This is a genomic window from Enterobacter cloacae complex sp. HYC042_NIDB (assembly GCF_056673315.1).
This window is the reverse complement of the sequence record NZ_CP109650.1, coordinates 435,858-452,087: the sequence shown is the minus strand read 5'-3', so window position 1 is coordinate 452,087 and position 16,230 is coordinate 435,858. Positions and strand designations below refer to the sequence as shown.

Genomic DNA, 16,230 nt, shown 5'->3' with positions numbered 1-16,230 from the left:
TTCTCCTTATCGTTATAGATTTTATGATTAAGTATAAGGGTTTAAACGTAAGAAAGAGACAGGGCACCGTTGAGGTGCCCTGTTTGTTGTAAGGAAAAGTGACGTTAGTCCGCGTCGTAGCCTAAATTCGGCGCCAGCCAGCGCTCTACCTCTGACACGCTCATGCCTTTGCGCAGGGCGTAATCTTCGATCTGATCGCGCTGCAGCTGCGCCACGGCGAAGTACTTGCTGTCCGGATGACTGAAGTACCAGCCCGACACGGACGCGCCCGGCCACATGGCGAACGACTCGGTGAGCTTCATGCCGGTATGCGCTTCCACGTCCAGAAGTTTCCAGATAGTGCCTTTTTCGGTGTGTTCCGGACAGGCCGGATAGCCCGGCGCCGGACGAATCCCCTGGTAGTTTTCGCGGATCAGCTCCTCGTTGCTGAGGTTCTCATTCGCCGCGTAACCCCAGTACACCTTACGTACGCGTTCGTGCAGGTATTCAGCAAAGGCTTCCGCCAGGCGGTCGGCAATCGCTTTCACCATGATCTTATTGTAATCATCGTGTTGCGCTTCAAACGCGTCCGCCAGGGCGTCTTCTTCCAGACCGCCGGTTACCGCAAAGGCGCCGATATAGTCAGCTTTCCCGCTCAGCTTCGGCGCAACGAAATCCGCCAGGCAGTAGTTGGCAAAGCCCACTTTTTCGGTTTGCTGCCGCAGGTGATGGCTCACGGCCAGCACGTGGGTGCGGGTTTCATCGCGGTAGATTTCCACGTCGTCACCCACGCGGTTCGCCGGGAACAGCCCCACCACGCCGCGCGGGTTGAGGGTTTTCTCTGCGCTCAGCGTGTCCAGCATATCGTTGGCGTCTTTAAACAGACGCTTCGCCTCTTCGCCTACGACTTCATCTTCGAGGATGCGCGGATATTTGCCCGCCAGCGACCAGGTCATAAAGAACGGCGTCCAGTCAATGTAGTTGCGCAGCGTCTCGATGCTGGCCGTCACGTCCTGCACGCCCAGACGATGCGCGACCGGCGGCGTATAGCTTGCCCAGTCAAAGGCCAGGTCGTTATCGCGTGCGGCAGCGAGCGTCACCGGCGGCGTGCGCGGTTTTTTGCGCCCGTGCTGCACGCGAACGGTTTCGTACTCCTGGCGAGTGCGCGCCACAAACTCGTAGCGCTGAGTCTCGGAGAGCAGTGCGGAAACCACGCCCACCGTGCGCGAGGCGTTCTGCACGTAAACCGTCGGTCCGCTGTAGTTCTGCTCGATCTTCACTGCCGTGTGCGCTTTCGAGGTGGTCGCCCCGCCAATCAGCAGCGGAATGGTGAAGCCCTGACGCTCCATCTCTTTTGCCACGTTGACCATTTCGTCGAGCGACGGCGTAATCAGGCCGGAGAGGCCAATCAGATCGGCGTTCACTTCGCGCGCGGTCTTGAGGATTTTATCCGCCGGAACCATCACGCCAAGGTCGATAATTTCGTAGTTATTACACTGCAACACCACGCCAACAATGTTTTTGCCGATGTCGTGCACGTCGCCCTTCACGGTGGCGATAACCATTTTACCGTTGCTGGAGCCCTTCTCTTTGCTGGCTTCGATGAAGGGTTCAAGATAAGCCACTGCCTGCTTCATGACGCGAGCGGATTTCACCACCTGCGGCAGGAACATCTTGCCCTCGCCGAATAGATCGCCAACCACGTTCATGCCGTCCATCAGCGGCCCTTCGATCACCTCAATCGGGCGGGCTGCCTGCTGACGCGCTTCCTCGGTGTCCTGCTCGATGAACTCGGTAATCCCTTTCACCAGCGAGTATTCCAGACGCTTTTTCACGTCCCAGGAACGCCACTCGGCCTGCTGAACATTGGCCGATTCATCCGATTTACTGCCGCGGTATTTTTCCGCCAGGTCGAGCATGCGCTCGGTGGCGTCGTCGCGACGGTTGAGGATCACGTCCTCTACGGCATCGCGCAGTTCGGCAGGCAGATCGTCGTAAATCGCCAGCTGTCCGGCGTTGACGATACCCATGTCCATCCCATTGCGGATGGCGTAGTAGAGGAACACGGCGTGGATCGCCTCACGCACCGGGTCGTTGCCGCGGAACGAGAACGAGACGTTCGACACGCCGCCGGAGATCAGCGCATGCGGCAACTCGCGCTTGATGTCTTCACACGCGCCGATAAAGTCCTGGGCGTAGTTGTTGTGCTCTTCGATGCCGGTCGCGACGGCAAAGATGTTCGGGTCGAAAATAATGTCTTCCGGCGGGAAGCCCACCTCTTCGGTCAGAATTTTGTACGCGCGGCGGCATATCTCAATTTTGCGCTCGCGGGTGTCGGCCTGGCCCACCTCATCGAAGGCCATCACCACCACGGCCGCACCGTAGCGGCGCACCATCTTCGCGTGGTGGATAAAGATATCCACGCCCTCTTTCATCGAGATGGAGTTAACGATGCCTTTGCCCTGAATGCACTTCAGCCCCTTTTCGATGACCTCCCACTTGGAGGAGTCAATCATGATCGGTACGCGGGCGATATCCGGCTCACCGGCAATCAGGTTGAGGAAACGCACCATCGCCGCTTCGGCGTCAAGCATCCCCTCGTCCATGTTGATATCGATAATCTGCGCCCCGCTTTCCACCTGCTGGCGGGCGACGTCCAGCGCTTCGCTGTACTTCTCTTCTTTGATCAGGCGCTTGAATTTAGCGGAACCGGTAACGTTGGTACGTTCACCCACGTTCACAAACAGGCTGTCGTCGCCGATGGTCAACGGCTCCAGGCCGGAAAGGCGACAGGCAACCGGCAGCTCGGGCAGCTTGCGCGGCGGCAGCCCGTCCACGGCGCGGCTCATGGCGGCGATGTGCTCCGGCGTGGTGCCGCAGCAGCCGCCGACGATGTTCAGGAAGCCTGACTCGGCCCACTCGCGGATTTGCGCCGCCATGGTGTCAGCATCCAGATCGTACTCGCCAAACGCGTTCGGCAGACCGGCGTTCGGATGCGCGGTAACGTAGCATTCGGCGATGCGCGAAAGCTCCTGCACGTACTGGCGCAGTTCGTCTGGTCCCAGCGCGCAGTTCAGGCCGAAGGAGAGCGCGTCGGCGTGGCGCAGGGAGTTATAAAACGCTTCGGTTGTCTGGCCGGACAGGGTGCGGCCGGAGGCGTCGGTGATGGTGCCGGAGATCATGATCGGCAGGTCAACGCCCAGCGCCTCAAACTCCTCTTTCACCGCGTATATCGCGGCTTTGGCGTTGAGGGTATCGAACACCGTTTCAATCAGGATCAGGTCGGAGCCACCTTCCACCAGCGCTTTGGTCGATTCACGATACGCCGTAACCAGCTGGTCAAAGGTGATATTACGAAACGCCGGGTCGTTGACGTCCGGTGAAATCGACGCGGTGCGGTTGGTCGGGCCAAGCACCCCGGCAACGTAGCGCGGCTTGTCCGGCGTGCGGGCCGTCCACTCGTCGGCACAGGCGCGGGCGAGCCTGGCCGCCTCATAGTTGATCTCCGCCGACAGGGATTCCATCTGGTAATCCGCCATGGCGATGGTTGTCGAGTTGAAAGTGTTGGTTTCTACAATATCCGCACCCGCTTCAAAGTAGGCGTTGTGGATATCCCTGATGACGGACGGTTTGCTCAACACCAGCAGGTCATTGTTTCCTTTCAGGTCGCAGGGCCAGTCGGCGAAGCGCTCGCCGCGGAAATCGTCTTCGCTCAGACGATAGCTCTGGATCATGGTGCCCATGCCGCCGTCCAGCACCAGAATTCGTTCATTTAACTGCGCACGCAGTTGCTCTACTTTGCTGCTCACACTTGCTCCCGACAAAGCTCAACAAGGCCAAAAGGCTGCGTTCCATACTGGCACAATCTCGCAGGGTGGAAAAGTCACGCCGCGGTAACATGAGACATGTTCACCATCACTCCTCCGATCAGTCAGGAAAGCGGTTGCAAATTCACCAAATAAAACGAAAATGATTTCCACGATACAGAAAAAGGAGATCGTCATGGTCGCGACCGTTCCCGCCAAACGCGGCAGAAAACCTGCCGCCACCGCCGCTGCACAACCCGGCGGACAGGTTCAATCCCTGACGCGCGGTCTGAAGCTGCTGGAGTGGATAGCCGAATCGCACGGCAGCGTGGCCCTGACGGAGCTGGCCCAGCAGGCTGGTCTGCCGAACTCCACCACGCACCGCCTGCTGACCACCATGCAGCAGCTGGGCTTTGTCCGCCAGGTCGGCGAGCTGGGGCACTGGGCGGTGGGCGCGCATGCGTTTATCGTGGGCAGCAGCTTCCTGCAGAGCCGTAACCTGCTGGCGATTGTGCACCCGATCCTGCGCAAGCTGATGGAGGAGTCCGGCGAGACGGTGAACCTTGCGGTGCTCGACCAGAGCGACCACCAGGCGATTATCATCGACCAGGTGCAGTGCACGCAGTTGATGCGCATGTCCGCGCCGATTGGCGGCAAGCTGCCGATGCACGCATCCGGGGCGGGGAAAGCGTTTCTCTCGCAGCTGAGCGAAGAGCAGGTGACCGGGCTGCTGCACCGAAAAGGGCTGCACGCCTATACCCACGCCACGCTGGTGTCGCCGGTGCATCTGAAAGAAGATCTGGCGTTGACCCGCAAGCGCGGCTATTCGTTTGATGACGAGGAACATGCGCTGGGGCTGCGCTGCCTCGCGTCCTGTATTTTCGACGAACATCGCGAGCCGTTTGCTGCGATCTCCATCTCTGGCCCCATCTCACGTATGACCGACGACCGGGTGACCGAGCTGGGCGCGCTGGTGATTAAGGCCGCGAAAGAGGTGACGCTGGCGTACGGTGGGATTCGTTAAACCGCACACAAAACCGCTGCTTGCGGCGGTAAGCGTACACATCCTCCACGTGCCCATTTTTGATCCGCGTTTGTAGCCCGCGCCAGTAGCTGGCGTGGAACAGATCTTCATGCATTTCTTCAAATAACGGCCCGATGCGTGGGTCCGCACACAGCCAGTGGCGAAACTCCTCGGGAAACACATCGCCCGGCGAAACGCTGTACCACGGCTCGCTGGAGAGCTCATCCTCCGGGTAACGGGGCGGCGGGATATCGCGAAAGTTCACCTCGGTCATGTAGCAAATTTCATCGTAATCGTAGAACACCACCCGCCCGTGCCGGGTGACGCCGAAGTTTTTAAACAGCATATCGCCAGGGAAGATATTGGCGGCGGCGAGCTGGCGGATAGCGTTGCCGTACTCTTCGATGGCATCACGTAATGCCTGGCCCTCTGACTGTTCCAGCCAGATATTGAGCGGCACCATACGGCGCTCAATATAGAGATGGCTAATCGCTATTTTATCGCCCAGATCGGTGATTTTCGTCGGCGCTTCCTGCATTAACAGCGACATAAGCGCCGGATCGATCTGCTGCTTATCCAGCACAAAGTTTTCAAACTCCTGGGTATCGGCCATTCGCCCGACGCGATCGTGCTCTTTTACCAGCTGATAGCAGGCGCGGACGTGGGCGGCGGTCATCTCTTTCTGCGGGGCGAATCTGTCTTTTATCACCTTAAAGACCCGGTCGAAGCCCGGCAGCGTGAAGACCAGCATCACCATGCCGCGGATACCTGGCGCTTCGATAAACTGCTCATCCGCCGCGGTGACATAGCGCAGGTATTCCCGGTAACTTTCCGTTTTGGCATGCTTCTGACAGCCAATCGCCATATACAGCTCGGCGGTGGTTTTGCCCGGCAGGATCTCGCGCAGCCACTCCACCAGGGCGGCAGGCAGCGGGGCGTACACCATGAAATAGGAGCGGGCGAAGCCAAACACGATGCTGGCCTCGGCGCTGGTGGTCAGGCAGGTATCGACAAACAGTTCGCCGTCGTCGGTACGGTGAATGGGCAACAGAAACGGCACAATGGCCGTCGGCGTAACCAGTTTGCCCACCAGCCAGGCGGCCTTATTCCGGTAGAACAGCTCGTTGGCCACCTGCAAATGGCTGCGGCTGAGCACCTCCTCGCCGTAGGTTTCACGAAGATGCGCATGGATATAGCCGATATCCCGGAGCTTGTTCTCCCACGGCAGGCGCAGCGGCAAATCCGTTAAGATGCGATGCAGGAGCTTTTCCCACCCGCGATCGGGAAAGAAATCTTTCGCCAGCGGACGCGGAATGGTACGGAAGCGGCGCTCAGGCTGGGAGCTGAAGATAAATAACCGCTCAGGAGATAATGAGCGGTGGTCAAATAACCGGCAATAGACGGAGTTGAAAAAGCTCTCCGCAATCTCGAAGCGAGGGTAGTCGGGTAACAGATGGGTGTAATGCTCTTTCACGCGCAGTAAAAATGCCGCGTCCGGGCTTTTACCGTCGGTAATACAGCGCAGCTGCTCCACCACCAGACCCACATGATGGTCATAGAGATGAATACGCTGCTTCATGGCCTGCTGAACCGCATGCCAGTCTGCATGTTCGAAGCGCTGCTGCGCGCCGGAGGTAACTTCCAGAAAACGGCCATACTGGGCATCAAAGCCCTGCAGAATGGTTTGGGCAATCAGCAATTCCAGGCCACGCGACATATATTCCCCCTCACCCCGTCCCTCTCCCCGGAGGGGAGAGGGGGAAAAGTTTAGAACTGTGCTTCTTCGGTTGACCCCGTTAAGGCGGTAACGGATGAGGCGCCTCCCTGGATGATGGTCGTCACGTTATCAAAGTAGCCCGTCCCCACTTCCTGCTGGTGAGAAACAAAGGTATAGCCGTCTTTACCAGCGGCAAACTCCGGCTGCTGCACCTTCTCAACGTAGTGCTTCATGCCCTCACCCTGCGCGTAAGCGTGCGCCAGGTCGAACATGTTGAACCACATGCTGTGGATGCCTGCCAGGGTGATGAACTGGTACTTGTAGCCCATATCCGACAGCTGCTGCTGGAAGCTGGCGATGGTTTTGTCATCCAGCTTTTTCTGCCAGTTGAAGGACGGCGAACAGTTGTAGGCCAGCAGTTTGCCCGGGTATTTCGCATGAATCGCATCGGCAAAGCGCTTCGCCAGCGCCAGGTCCGGCGTGGACGTTTCACACCAGACCAGGTCGGCGTAAGGGGCATAGGCCAGGCCGCGGCTGATGGCCTGTTCGATACCGGCATGCGTGCGATAGAACCCCTCGCTGGTGCGCTCGCCGGTAATAAATTCGCTATCGTACGGATCGCAGTCAGAGGTGATCAGGTCTGCCGCATCCGCATCGGTACGGGCAATCACCAGCGTCGGCACGCCGAGCACGTCAGCAGCGAGACGCGCGGCAACCAGCTTCTGAATCGCTTCCTGGGTCGGGACGAGAACTTTTCCGCCCATATGCCCGCACTTCTTCACCGACGCCAGCTGGTCTTCGAAGTGAACGGCCGCTGCACCGGCCTCAATCATCGATTTCATCAGTTCGAAGGCGTTCAGCACGCCGCCGAAGCCCGCTTCCGCATCCGCCACGATCGGCAGGAAGTAATCAATAAAACGCGGATCGTTGGGCTCAATGCCTGCGGCCCACTGGATCTGATCCGCGCGGCGGAAGGTATTGTTGATCCGATCCACCACCGACGGTACCGAGTTGGCTGGATAAAGAGATTGATCCGGATACATGCTGGAGGCCAGGTTAGCGTCCGCCGCGACCTGCCAGCCGGAAAGGTAAATGGCTTCTATGCCGGCCTTCGCCTGCTGCAATGCCTGACCGCCGGTCAGCGCACCGAGGCTGTTGATATAACCCTTTTTGGAGCCACCGTGCAGCAGCTTCCACATTTTCGCCGCACCGTTCTGTGCCAGCGTGCATTCCGGGTTGACCGAGCCGCGTAATTTCACCACGTCCTCCGCGCTGTAAGGACGGCGGATGCCTTCCCAGCGCGGTTGAGTCCACTCTTTCTTTAATTCTTCGATTTGTTGGGTACGGGTTTTCATGTGCAGATGCTCCATATTGTTATGTGGTGAGTTACGCCAGGAAGCGGTAGCCCGGCAGGGTCAGGAAGTCGATTAAGTCATCTGATGTGGTGATTTGCTCCATGAGGCGCGCTGCGTCGTCAAAGCGTCCGCTGCTGAAGCGGTGTTCGCCCAGCTCGTCCTGGATGACCCGCATCTCTTCGGCCAGCATCTGACGGAACAGGGCTTTGGTGACCGGCTTGCCGTTGCTGAGCGTTTTTTGATGGTGGATCCACTGCCAGATAGAGGTGCGCGAAATTTCCGCCGTGGCAGCATCTTCCATCAGGCCGTAGATAGGCACGCAGCCGTTGCCGGAGATCCACGCTTCGATGTACTGGACCGCGACGCGAATATTGGCACGCATCCCCTCTTCCGTTCGCTCGCCCGCGCACGGTGCCAGCAGCTGTTCTTCAGCCGTTGGGGCATCTTCTTCGCGCGTGACAAACAGCTGATTTTTGTTATCGCCGAGTACGCGATTGAAGACCTCCATCGCCGTATCGGCCAGGCCCGGATGGGCAATCCACGTGCCGTCGTGACCGTTACGGGCTTCCAGCTCTTTATCGGCTTTCACCTTGTTGAGCACCTGATTATTGCGCTCCGCGTCTTTGCTCGGAATAAAGGCCGCCATGCCGCCCATCGCAAAGGCACCGCGCTTGTGGCAGGTTTTAATCAGCAGACGCGAATAGGCGCTCAGGAAGGGTTTATCCATGGTCACGACCTGGCGGTCCGGCAGTACGCGATCGGGATAGTTTTTCAGCGTCTTGATGTAGCTGAAAATATAGTCCCAGCGTCCGCAGTTCAGGCCGACAATGTGGTCGCGCAGGGCATGCAGAATTTCATTCATCTGGAACACGGCGGGCAGCGTTTCAATCAGCAGCGTGGCCTTGATCGTGCCGCGCGGCAGGTTGAATCGATCTTCCGCGTAGCTAAATACTTCGCTCCACCAGGCGGCTTCCTGCCAGGCCTGCGTTTTTGGCAGATAGAAATAGGGACCGCTACCTTTTGCCAGCAGGTTTTTGTAGTTATGGAAGAAATAGAGTGCGAAATCAAACAGGCTGCCCGGAATGGCTTCTCCACGCCATGTGACATGTTTTTCAGGGAGGTGCAGACCTCGTACGCGACAGATCAGCACCGCCGGATTCGGTTTGAGCTGGTAGATTTTCCCGGCTTCGTTGGTGTAGCTGATGGTGCCGTTGACGGCATCGCGCAGGTTGATCTGCCCGTCGATAACTTTGTTCCAGTCCGGGGCCAGCGAATCTTCAAAATCGGCCATAAAGACTTTAACGTTGGCGTTCATGGCGTTGATCACCATTTTGCGCTCTACCGGACCAGTGATCTCAACGCGACGATCCTGTAAATCTTCAGGAATGTCGCGGATTTTCCACTCACCACGACGAATGGAAGCAGTTTCCGAAATAAATCCTGGCAACTTGCCGTTATCGATTTCCTGCTGTTGGTGAATGCGTGCCGCCAGCAGCTTATTGCGCTGCGGCGTAAAGCGGGTCACCAGCTCAGTCAGAAACTCTACCGCTTCGGCCGTCAAAACCTGCTGTTCTTGCTCACCATTCGGCTGGGTAAAGGTCAATTCATCGACCGTGGTTGCCTGTTGAGTCATCGTTCTGCTCCTCATCAAAGATCCAAAATCACGCCCCCAATGCGAACGAAAGATCGTTGTGTAGTTTTCGCTCAGCAGAATTAAGACTATCTATAATTTTTCCAAAATCAAAAACAATTTCCATTTTAATTTTAATTACAACGCAACATGATGATTAATATGCAGTTAAAGTTTCCTGGTATGTTGAACGGGATTTCGGAAATAAAAAAGGCACCCGAAGGTGCCTGATCTGAATAGCTGAAACGCTTTAGGATCGTTTAATGCAGACGATTACTCCAGCGTCGGATTCATGTGGCGAAGATCGTACGGCGTAATCTGGTAGACGTAATAGTTGAGCCAGTTAGTGAACAGCAGATTTCCGTGGCTGCGCCAGGTGGCTCCTGGTTTGTTTTGCGGATCGTTTTTCGGGAAATAGTTGTACGGGATATCCGGATTAAGACCCGCTTCGACATCACGGAAATACTCTGATGCGAGAGTATCGGGATCATACTCAGGATGGCCGGTAACGAACGCGATACGTTTGTCTTTACTGGCAAACAGGTAGGCATCCCCGTCTTCCGTTTCGGCCAGGATCTCCAGATCGGTGTAATCACGAATCAGCTGGGCCGGAAAATCGGCGTAGCGGGAATGCGGGGCCAGGAAGGTGTCATCAAAACCACGCGTCAGCAGTGCGTGTGGATGAAGAATGTGGTGTTCGTATACGCCGGAGAGCTTTTGAGTGCGGGTTTGCTTGGGAATACCGTAGAGAATGTTGAGTGCGGCCTGTACCGCCCAGCAGACAAACAGCGTTGACGTGACGTGATCTTTTGCCCACTCCAGCACCTGTTTGATCTGCGGCCAGTAAGCAACATCGTTAAATTCAACCAGACCGAGCGGCGCGCCTGTCACAATCAGTCCGTCGAAGTTTTCCCCCCGAATATCTTCGAAGTTACAGTAGAAGTTATTCAGATGCTCAGAGGGCGTGTTACGTGACTCGCGGGCATCAATACGCAGCAGTTGAATATCGACCTGCAGCGGGGAGTTCGACAGCAGACGCAGAAACTGATTCTCCGTCTCAATCTTTTTCGGCATCAGGTTGAGGATGAGAACCTTCAGCGGGCGAATTTCCTGACCTGTCGCGCGTGAAGCCGTCATCACGAAGACGTTCTCTTCACGTAAGAAATTGACGGCTGGTAGCTCGTCCTGCACCCGAATCGGCATAACCTTACTTCCTCACAATATACGTATAAACGTTTAGACATCCAGACAGCTAACGATACCCAGAAATGGTATGAATGTCGAGCCTGCAAGTCGAAGGTGAGAAAGTTTCAGGGAGAGGGAGAAAAACAAAAGCAAAAAACCCCGCACCTTACGGTACGGGGTTCTTCTTAATTGATGCCTGGCAGTTCCCTACTCTCACATGGGGAGACCCCACACTACCATCGGCGCTACGGCGTTTCACTTCTGAGTTCGGCATGGGGTCAGGTGGGACCACCGCGCTAAAGCCGCCAGGCAAATTCTGTTATCTGTATCAGGCTGAAAGTTGATTGTCTCTCTCACCGCCAAAACAGCTTCGGCGTTGTAAGGTTAAGCCTCACGGTTCATTAGTACCGGTTAGCTCAACGCATCGCTGCGCTTACACACCCGGCCTATCAACGTCGTCGTCTTCAACGTTCCTTCAGGAGACTTAAAGTCTCAGGGAGAACTCATCTCGGGGCAAGTTTCGTGCTTAGATGCTTTCAGCACTTATCTCTTCCGCATTTAGCTACCGGGCAGTGCCATTGGCATGACAACCCGAACACCAGTGATGCGTCCACTCCGGTCCTCTCGTACTAGGAGCAGCCCCCCTCAATTCTCCAGCGCCCACGGCAGATAGGGACCGAACTGTCTCACGACGTTCTAAACCCAGCTCGCGTACCACTTTAAATGGCGAACAGCCATACCCTTGGGACCTACTTCAGCCCCAGGATGTGATGAGCCGACATCGAGGTGCCAAACACCGCCGTCGATATGAACTCTTGGGCGGTATCAGCCTGTTATCCCCGGAGTACCTTTTATCCGTTGAGCGATGGCCCTTCCATTCAGAACCACCGGATCACTATGACCTGCTTTCGCACCTGCTCGAGCCGTCACTCTCGCAGTCAAGCTAGCTTATGCCATTGCACTAACCTCCTGATGTCCGACCAGGATTAGCTAACCTTCGTGCTCCTCCGTTACTCTTTGGGAGGAGACCGCCCCAGTCAAACTACCCACCAGACACTGTCCGCAACCCGGATTACGGGTCCACGTTAGAACACCAGCCATTAAAGGGTGGTATTTCAAGGACGGCTCCACGCAGACTGGCGTCCACGCTTCAAAGCCTCCCACCTATCCTACACATCAAGGACCAGTGTTCAGTGTCAAGCTATAGTAAAGGTTCACGGGGTCTTTCCGTCTTGCCGCGGGTACACTGCATCTTCACAGCGAGTTCAATTTCACTGAGTCTCGGGTGGAGACAGCCTGGCCATCATTACGCCATTCGTGCAGGTCGGAACTTACCCGACAAGGAATTTCGCTACCTTAGGACCGTTATAGTTACGGCCGCCGTTTACCGGGGCTTCGATCAAGAGCTTCGCGTTGCCGCTAACCCCATCAATTAACCTTCCGGCACCGGGCAGGCGTCACACCGTATACGTCCACTTTCGTGTTTGCACAGTGCTGTGTTTTTAATAAACAGTTGCAGCCAGCTGGTATCTTCGACTGATTTCAGCTCCGTCCGCAGGGACTTCACCTACATATCAGCGTGCCTTCTCCCGAAGTTACGGCACCATTTTGCCTAGTTCCTTCACCCGAGTTCTCTCAAGCGCCTTGGTATTCTCTACCTGACCACCTGTGTCGGTTTGGGGTACGATTTCGTGTTACCTGATGCTTAGAGGCTTTTCCTGGAAGCAGGGCATTTATCACTTCAGCACCGTAGTGCCTCGTCATCACGCCTCAGTGTTAAAGTGAACCGGATTTGCCTGGAACACACACCTACACGCTTAAACCGGGACAACCGTCGCCCGGCTGACATAGCCTTCTCCGTCCCCCCTTCGCAGTAACACCAAGTACAGGAATATTAACCTGTTTCCCATCGACTACGCCTTTCGGCCTCGCCTTAGGGGTCGACTCACCCTGCCCCGATTAACGTTGGACAGGAACCCTTGGTCTTCCGGCGAGCGGGCTTTTCACCCGCTTTATCGTTACTTATGTCAGCATTCGCACTTCTGATACCTCCAGCATGCCTCACAGCACACCTTCGACGGCTTACAGAACGCTCCCCTACCCAACAACACATAGTGTCGCTGCCGCAGCTTCGGTGCATGGTTTAGCCCCGTTACATCTTCCGCGCAGGCCGACTCGACCAGTGAGCTATTACGCTTTCTTTAAATGATGGCTGCTTCTAAGCCAACATCCTGGCTGTCTGTGCCTTCCCACATCGTTTCCCACTTAACCATGACTTTGGGACCTTAGCTGGCGGTCTGGGTTGTTTCCCTCTTCACGACGGACGTTAGCACCCGCCGTGTGTCTCCCGTGATAACATTCTTCGGTATTCGTAGTTTGCATCGGGTTGGTAAGCCGGGATGGCCCCCTAGCCGAAACAGTGCTCTACCCCCGAAGATGAATTCACGAGGCGCTACCTAAATAGCTTTCGGGGAGAACCAGCTATCTCCCGGTTTGATTGGCCTTTCACCCCCAGCCACAGGTCATCCGCTAATTTTTCAACATTAGTCGGTTCGGTCCTCCAGTTAGTGTTACCCAACCTTCAACCTGCCCATGGCTAGATCACCGGGTTTCGGGTCTATACCCTGCAACTTAACGCCCAGTTAAGACTCGGTTTCCCTGCGGCTCCCCTATACGGTTAACCTTGCTACAGAATATAAGTCGCTGACCCATTATACAAAAGGTACGCAGTCACACCACGAAGGTGCTCCCACTGCTTGTACGTACACGGTTTCAGGTTCTTTTTCACTCCCCTCGCCGGGGTTCTTTTCGCCTTTCCCTCACGGTACTGGTTCACTATCGGTCAGTCAGGAGTATTTAGCCTTGGAGGATGGTCCCCCCATATTCAGACAGGATACCACGTGTCCCGCCCTACTCTTCGAGTTCACAACCTGTGTGCTTTCGTGTACGGGACTGTCACCCTGTACCGTGCGACTTTCCAGACGCTTCCACTAACACACAAGCTGATTCAGACTCCGGGCTGCTCCCCGTTCGCTCGCCGCTACTGGGGGAATCTCGGTTGATTTCTTTTCCTCGGGGTACTTAGATGTTTCAGTTCCCCCGGTTCGCCTCGTTAACCTATGTATTCAGTTAACGATAGTGTGTCGAAACACACTGGGTTTCCCCATTCGGACATCGACGGGTCAAAGGTTCATATCACCTCGCCGTCGCTTTTCGCAGATTAGCACGTCCTTCATCGCCTCTGACTGCCAGGGCATCCACCGTGTACGCTTAGTCGCTTAACCTCACAACCCGAAGATGTTTCACTTCTGATTGCGAAAATTTGAGAGACTCGAACACACCATTAAAGATGTGTCGTTTCAATTTTCAGCTTGATCCAGATTTTTAAAGAGCAAAACTTCTTAATGCACTCAAAAGTACATTCAGAAGTTCATCATTCATCAGACAATCTGTGTGAGCACTGCAAAGGCAGGTTCTTTAAGGTAAGGAGGTGATCCAACCGCAGGTTCCCCTACGGTTACCTTGTTACGACTTCACCCCAGTCATGAATCACAAAGTGGTAAGCGCCCTCCCGAAGGTTAAGCTACCTACTTCTTTTGCAACCCACTCCCATGGTGTGACGGGCGGTGTGTACAAGGCCCGGGAACGTATTCACCGTGGCATTCTGATCCACGATTACTAGCGATTCCGACTTCATGGAGTCGAGTTGCAGACTCCAATCCGGACTACGACGCACTTTATGAGGTCCGCTTGCTCTCGCGAGGTCGCTTCTCTTTGTATGCGCCATTGTAGCACGTGTGTAGCCCTACTCGTAAGGGCCATGATGACTTGACGTCATCCCCACCTTCCTCCAGTTTATCACTGGCAGTCTCCTTTGAGTTCCCGGCCTAACCGCTGGCAACAAAGGATAAGGGTTGCGCTCGTTGCGGGACTTAACCCAACATTTCACAACACGAGCTGACGACAGCCATGCAGCACCTGTCTCAGAGTTCCCGAAGGCACCAAAGCATCTCTGCTAAGTTCTCTGGATGTCAAGAGTAGGTAAGGTTCTTCGCGTTGCATCGAATTAAACCACATGCTCCACCGCTTGTGCGGGCCCCCGTCAATTCATTTGAGTTTTAACCTTGCGGCCGTACTCCCCAGGCGGTCGACTTAACGCGTTAGCTCCGGAAGCCACGCCTCAAGGGCACAACCTCCAAGTCGACATCGTTTACGGCGTGGACTACCAGGGTATCTAATCCTGTTTGCTCCCCACGCTTTCGCACCTGAGCGTCAGTCTTTGTCCAGGGGGCCGCCTTCGCCACCGGTATTCCTCCAGATCTCTACGCATTTCACCGCTACACCTGGAATTCTACCCCCCTCTACAAGACTCTAGCCTGCCAGTTTCGAATGCAGTTCCCAGGTTGAGCCCGGGGATTTCACATCCGACTTGACAGACCGCCTGCGTGCGCTTTACGCCCAGTAATTCCGATTAACGCTTGCACCCTCCGTATTACCGCGGCTGCTGGCACGGAGTTAGCCGGTGCTTCTTCTGCGGGTAACGTCAATTGCTGAGGTTATTAACCTCAGCACCTTCCTCCCCGCTGAAAGTACTTTACAACCCGAAGGCCTTCTTCATACACGCGGCATGGCTGCATCAGGCTTGCGCCCATTGTGCAATATTCCCCACTGCTGCCTCCCGTAGGAGTCTGGACCGTGTCTCAGTTCCAGTGTGGCTGGTCATCCTCTCAGACCAGCTAGGGATCGTCGCCTAGGTGAGCCGTTACCCCACCTACTAGCTAATCCCATCTGGGCACATCTGATGGCAAGAGGCCCGAAGGTCCCCCTCTTTGGTCTTGCGACGTTATGCGGTATTAGCTACCGTTTCCAGTAGTTATCCCCCTCCATCAGGCAGTTTCCCAGACATTACTCACCCGTCCGCCACTCGTCACCCGAGAGCAAGCTCTCTGTGCTACCGTTCGACTTGCATGTGTTAGGCCTGCCGCCAGCGTTCAATCTGAGCCATGATCAAACTCTTCAATTTAAGTTTGATGCTCGTGAATTAAACTTCGTAATGAATTACGTATGTTCACTCAGAGACTTGGTATTCATTTATTGTCCGAAGACATTAAGAATCCATGTCACTTTGAGTGCCCACACAGATTGTCTGATAAATTGTTAAAGAGCAGTTGCAACGCGGCTTTCAGCTCACCGTTGCGAGGTGGCGTATATTACGCTTTCCTCTTTCAGAGTCAACCCGTTATTTCAGGATTTTTTCTCTTCAACCGACCGGGTTAACTGTGAAGTGATTCACATCCGCCGTGTCGATGGAGGCGCATTATAGGGAGTTCTCCGCGGGCCGCAACCGTTAAATGACAGAAAAATGACTGACTGCTGCATTCCCCAGCAAAACCCCGCCTTATACCCTTTTACACACAGAGTTATCCACAGCGCTTCGAAAAAGTGAAAATATGCGAGCGTTGCGCAAACGTTTTCGTTAAAATGCTCGCGCTTAACAAGGAGGCCTCGTCAGGTGTGTTAGATGAGTTTTTCGC

The 16,230-nt window shown here is 55.5% G+C and carries 6 protein-coding genes and 3 rRNA genes; 1 reads left to right on the top strand and 8 read right to left on the bottom strand.

Translation table 11 applies throughout. The features are described from left to right. Nucleotides 1-104: 104 nt before the first annotated feature. Nucleotides 105-3,788, bottom strand: a complete 3,684-nt coding sequence (metH, locus tag OKF39_RS02125; protein ID WP_479983433.1) for a methionine synthase — start codon at nucleotides 3,786-3,788, stop codon at nucleotides 105-107. Nucleotides 3,789-3,981: 193 nt separating this feature from the next. Between metH and iclR the strand changes: the two genes are divergently transcribed. Further along, nucleotides 3,982-4,809 (top strand): glyoxylate bypass operon transcriptional repressor IclR, encoded by an 828-nt coding sequence (gene iclR, locus OKF39_RS02120; protein WP_072201792.1) that lies wholly within the window; start codon nucleotides 3,982-3,984, stop codon nucleotides 4,807-4,809. Here iclR and aceK read toward each other — a convergent pair. The 7 genes from aceK to OKF39_RS02085 form a co-directional block, all read right to left on the bottom strand. Continuing rightward, nucleotides 4,763-6,526: a bifunctional isocitrate dehydrogenase kinase/phosphatase gene (gene aceK / locus OKF39_RS02115; protein ID WP_048998345.1), complete on the bottom strand. Its 1,764-nt coding sequence runs from the start codon at nucleotides 6,524-6,526 to the stop codon at nucleotides 4,763-4,765. The two genes, iclR and aceK, sit on opposite strands and share 47 nt — an antisense overlap. A gap of 50 nt (nucleotides 6,527-6,576) precedes the next feature. Continuing rightward, complete coding sequence (gene aceA, locus OKF39_RS02110) at nucleotides 6,577-7,881, bottom strand: isocitrate lyase (protein WP_028015114.1); 1,305 nt, start codon at nucleotides 7,879-7,881, stop codon at nucleotides 6,577-6,579. A gap of 31 nt (nucleotides 7,882-7,912) precedes the next feature. Continuing rightward, nucleotides 7,913-9,514 carry a malate synthase A gene (aceB, locus tag OKF39_RS02105; protein ID WP_479983432.1) on the bottom strand — a complete coding sequence of 534 codons (1,602 nt, stop codon included), beginning with the start codon at nucleotides 9,512-9,514 and terminating at the stop codon, nucleotides 7,913-7,915. Nucleotides 9,515-9,784: 270 nt separating this feature from the next. Then, nucleotides 9,785-10,714, bottom strand: a complete 930-nt coding sequence (metA, locus tag OKF39_RS02100) for a homoserine O-acetyltransferase MetA (RefSeq protein WP_048957448.1) — start codon at nucleotides 10,712-10,714, stop codon at nucleotides 9,785-9,787. Between the two features lie 176 nt (nucleotides 10,715-10,890). Beyond that, a 5S ribosomal RNA gene (rrf, locus tag OKF39_RS02095) occupies nucleotides 10,891-11,006 on the bottom strand. Nucleotides 11,007-11,076: 70 nt separating this feature from the next. Continuing rightward, a 23S ribosomal RNA gene (locus OKF39_RS02090) occupies nucleotides 11,077-13,980 on the bottom strand. Nucleotides 13,981-14,179: 199 nt separating this feature from the next. After that, nucleotides 14,180-15,719 (bottom strand): 16S ribosomal RNA (locus OKF39_RS02085). The 16S, 23S and 5S rRNA genes sit together here, the layout of an rRNA operon. Nucleotides 15,720-16,230 lie beyond the last annotated feature (511 nt).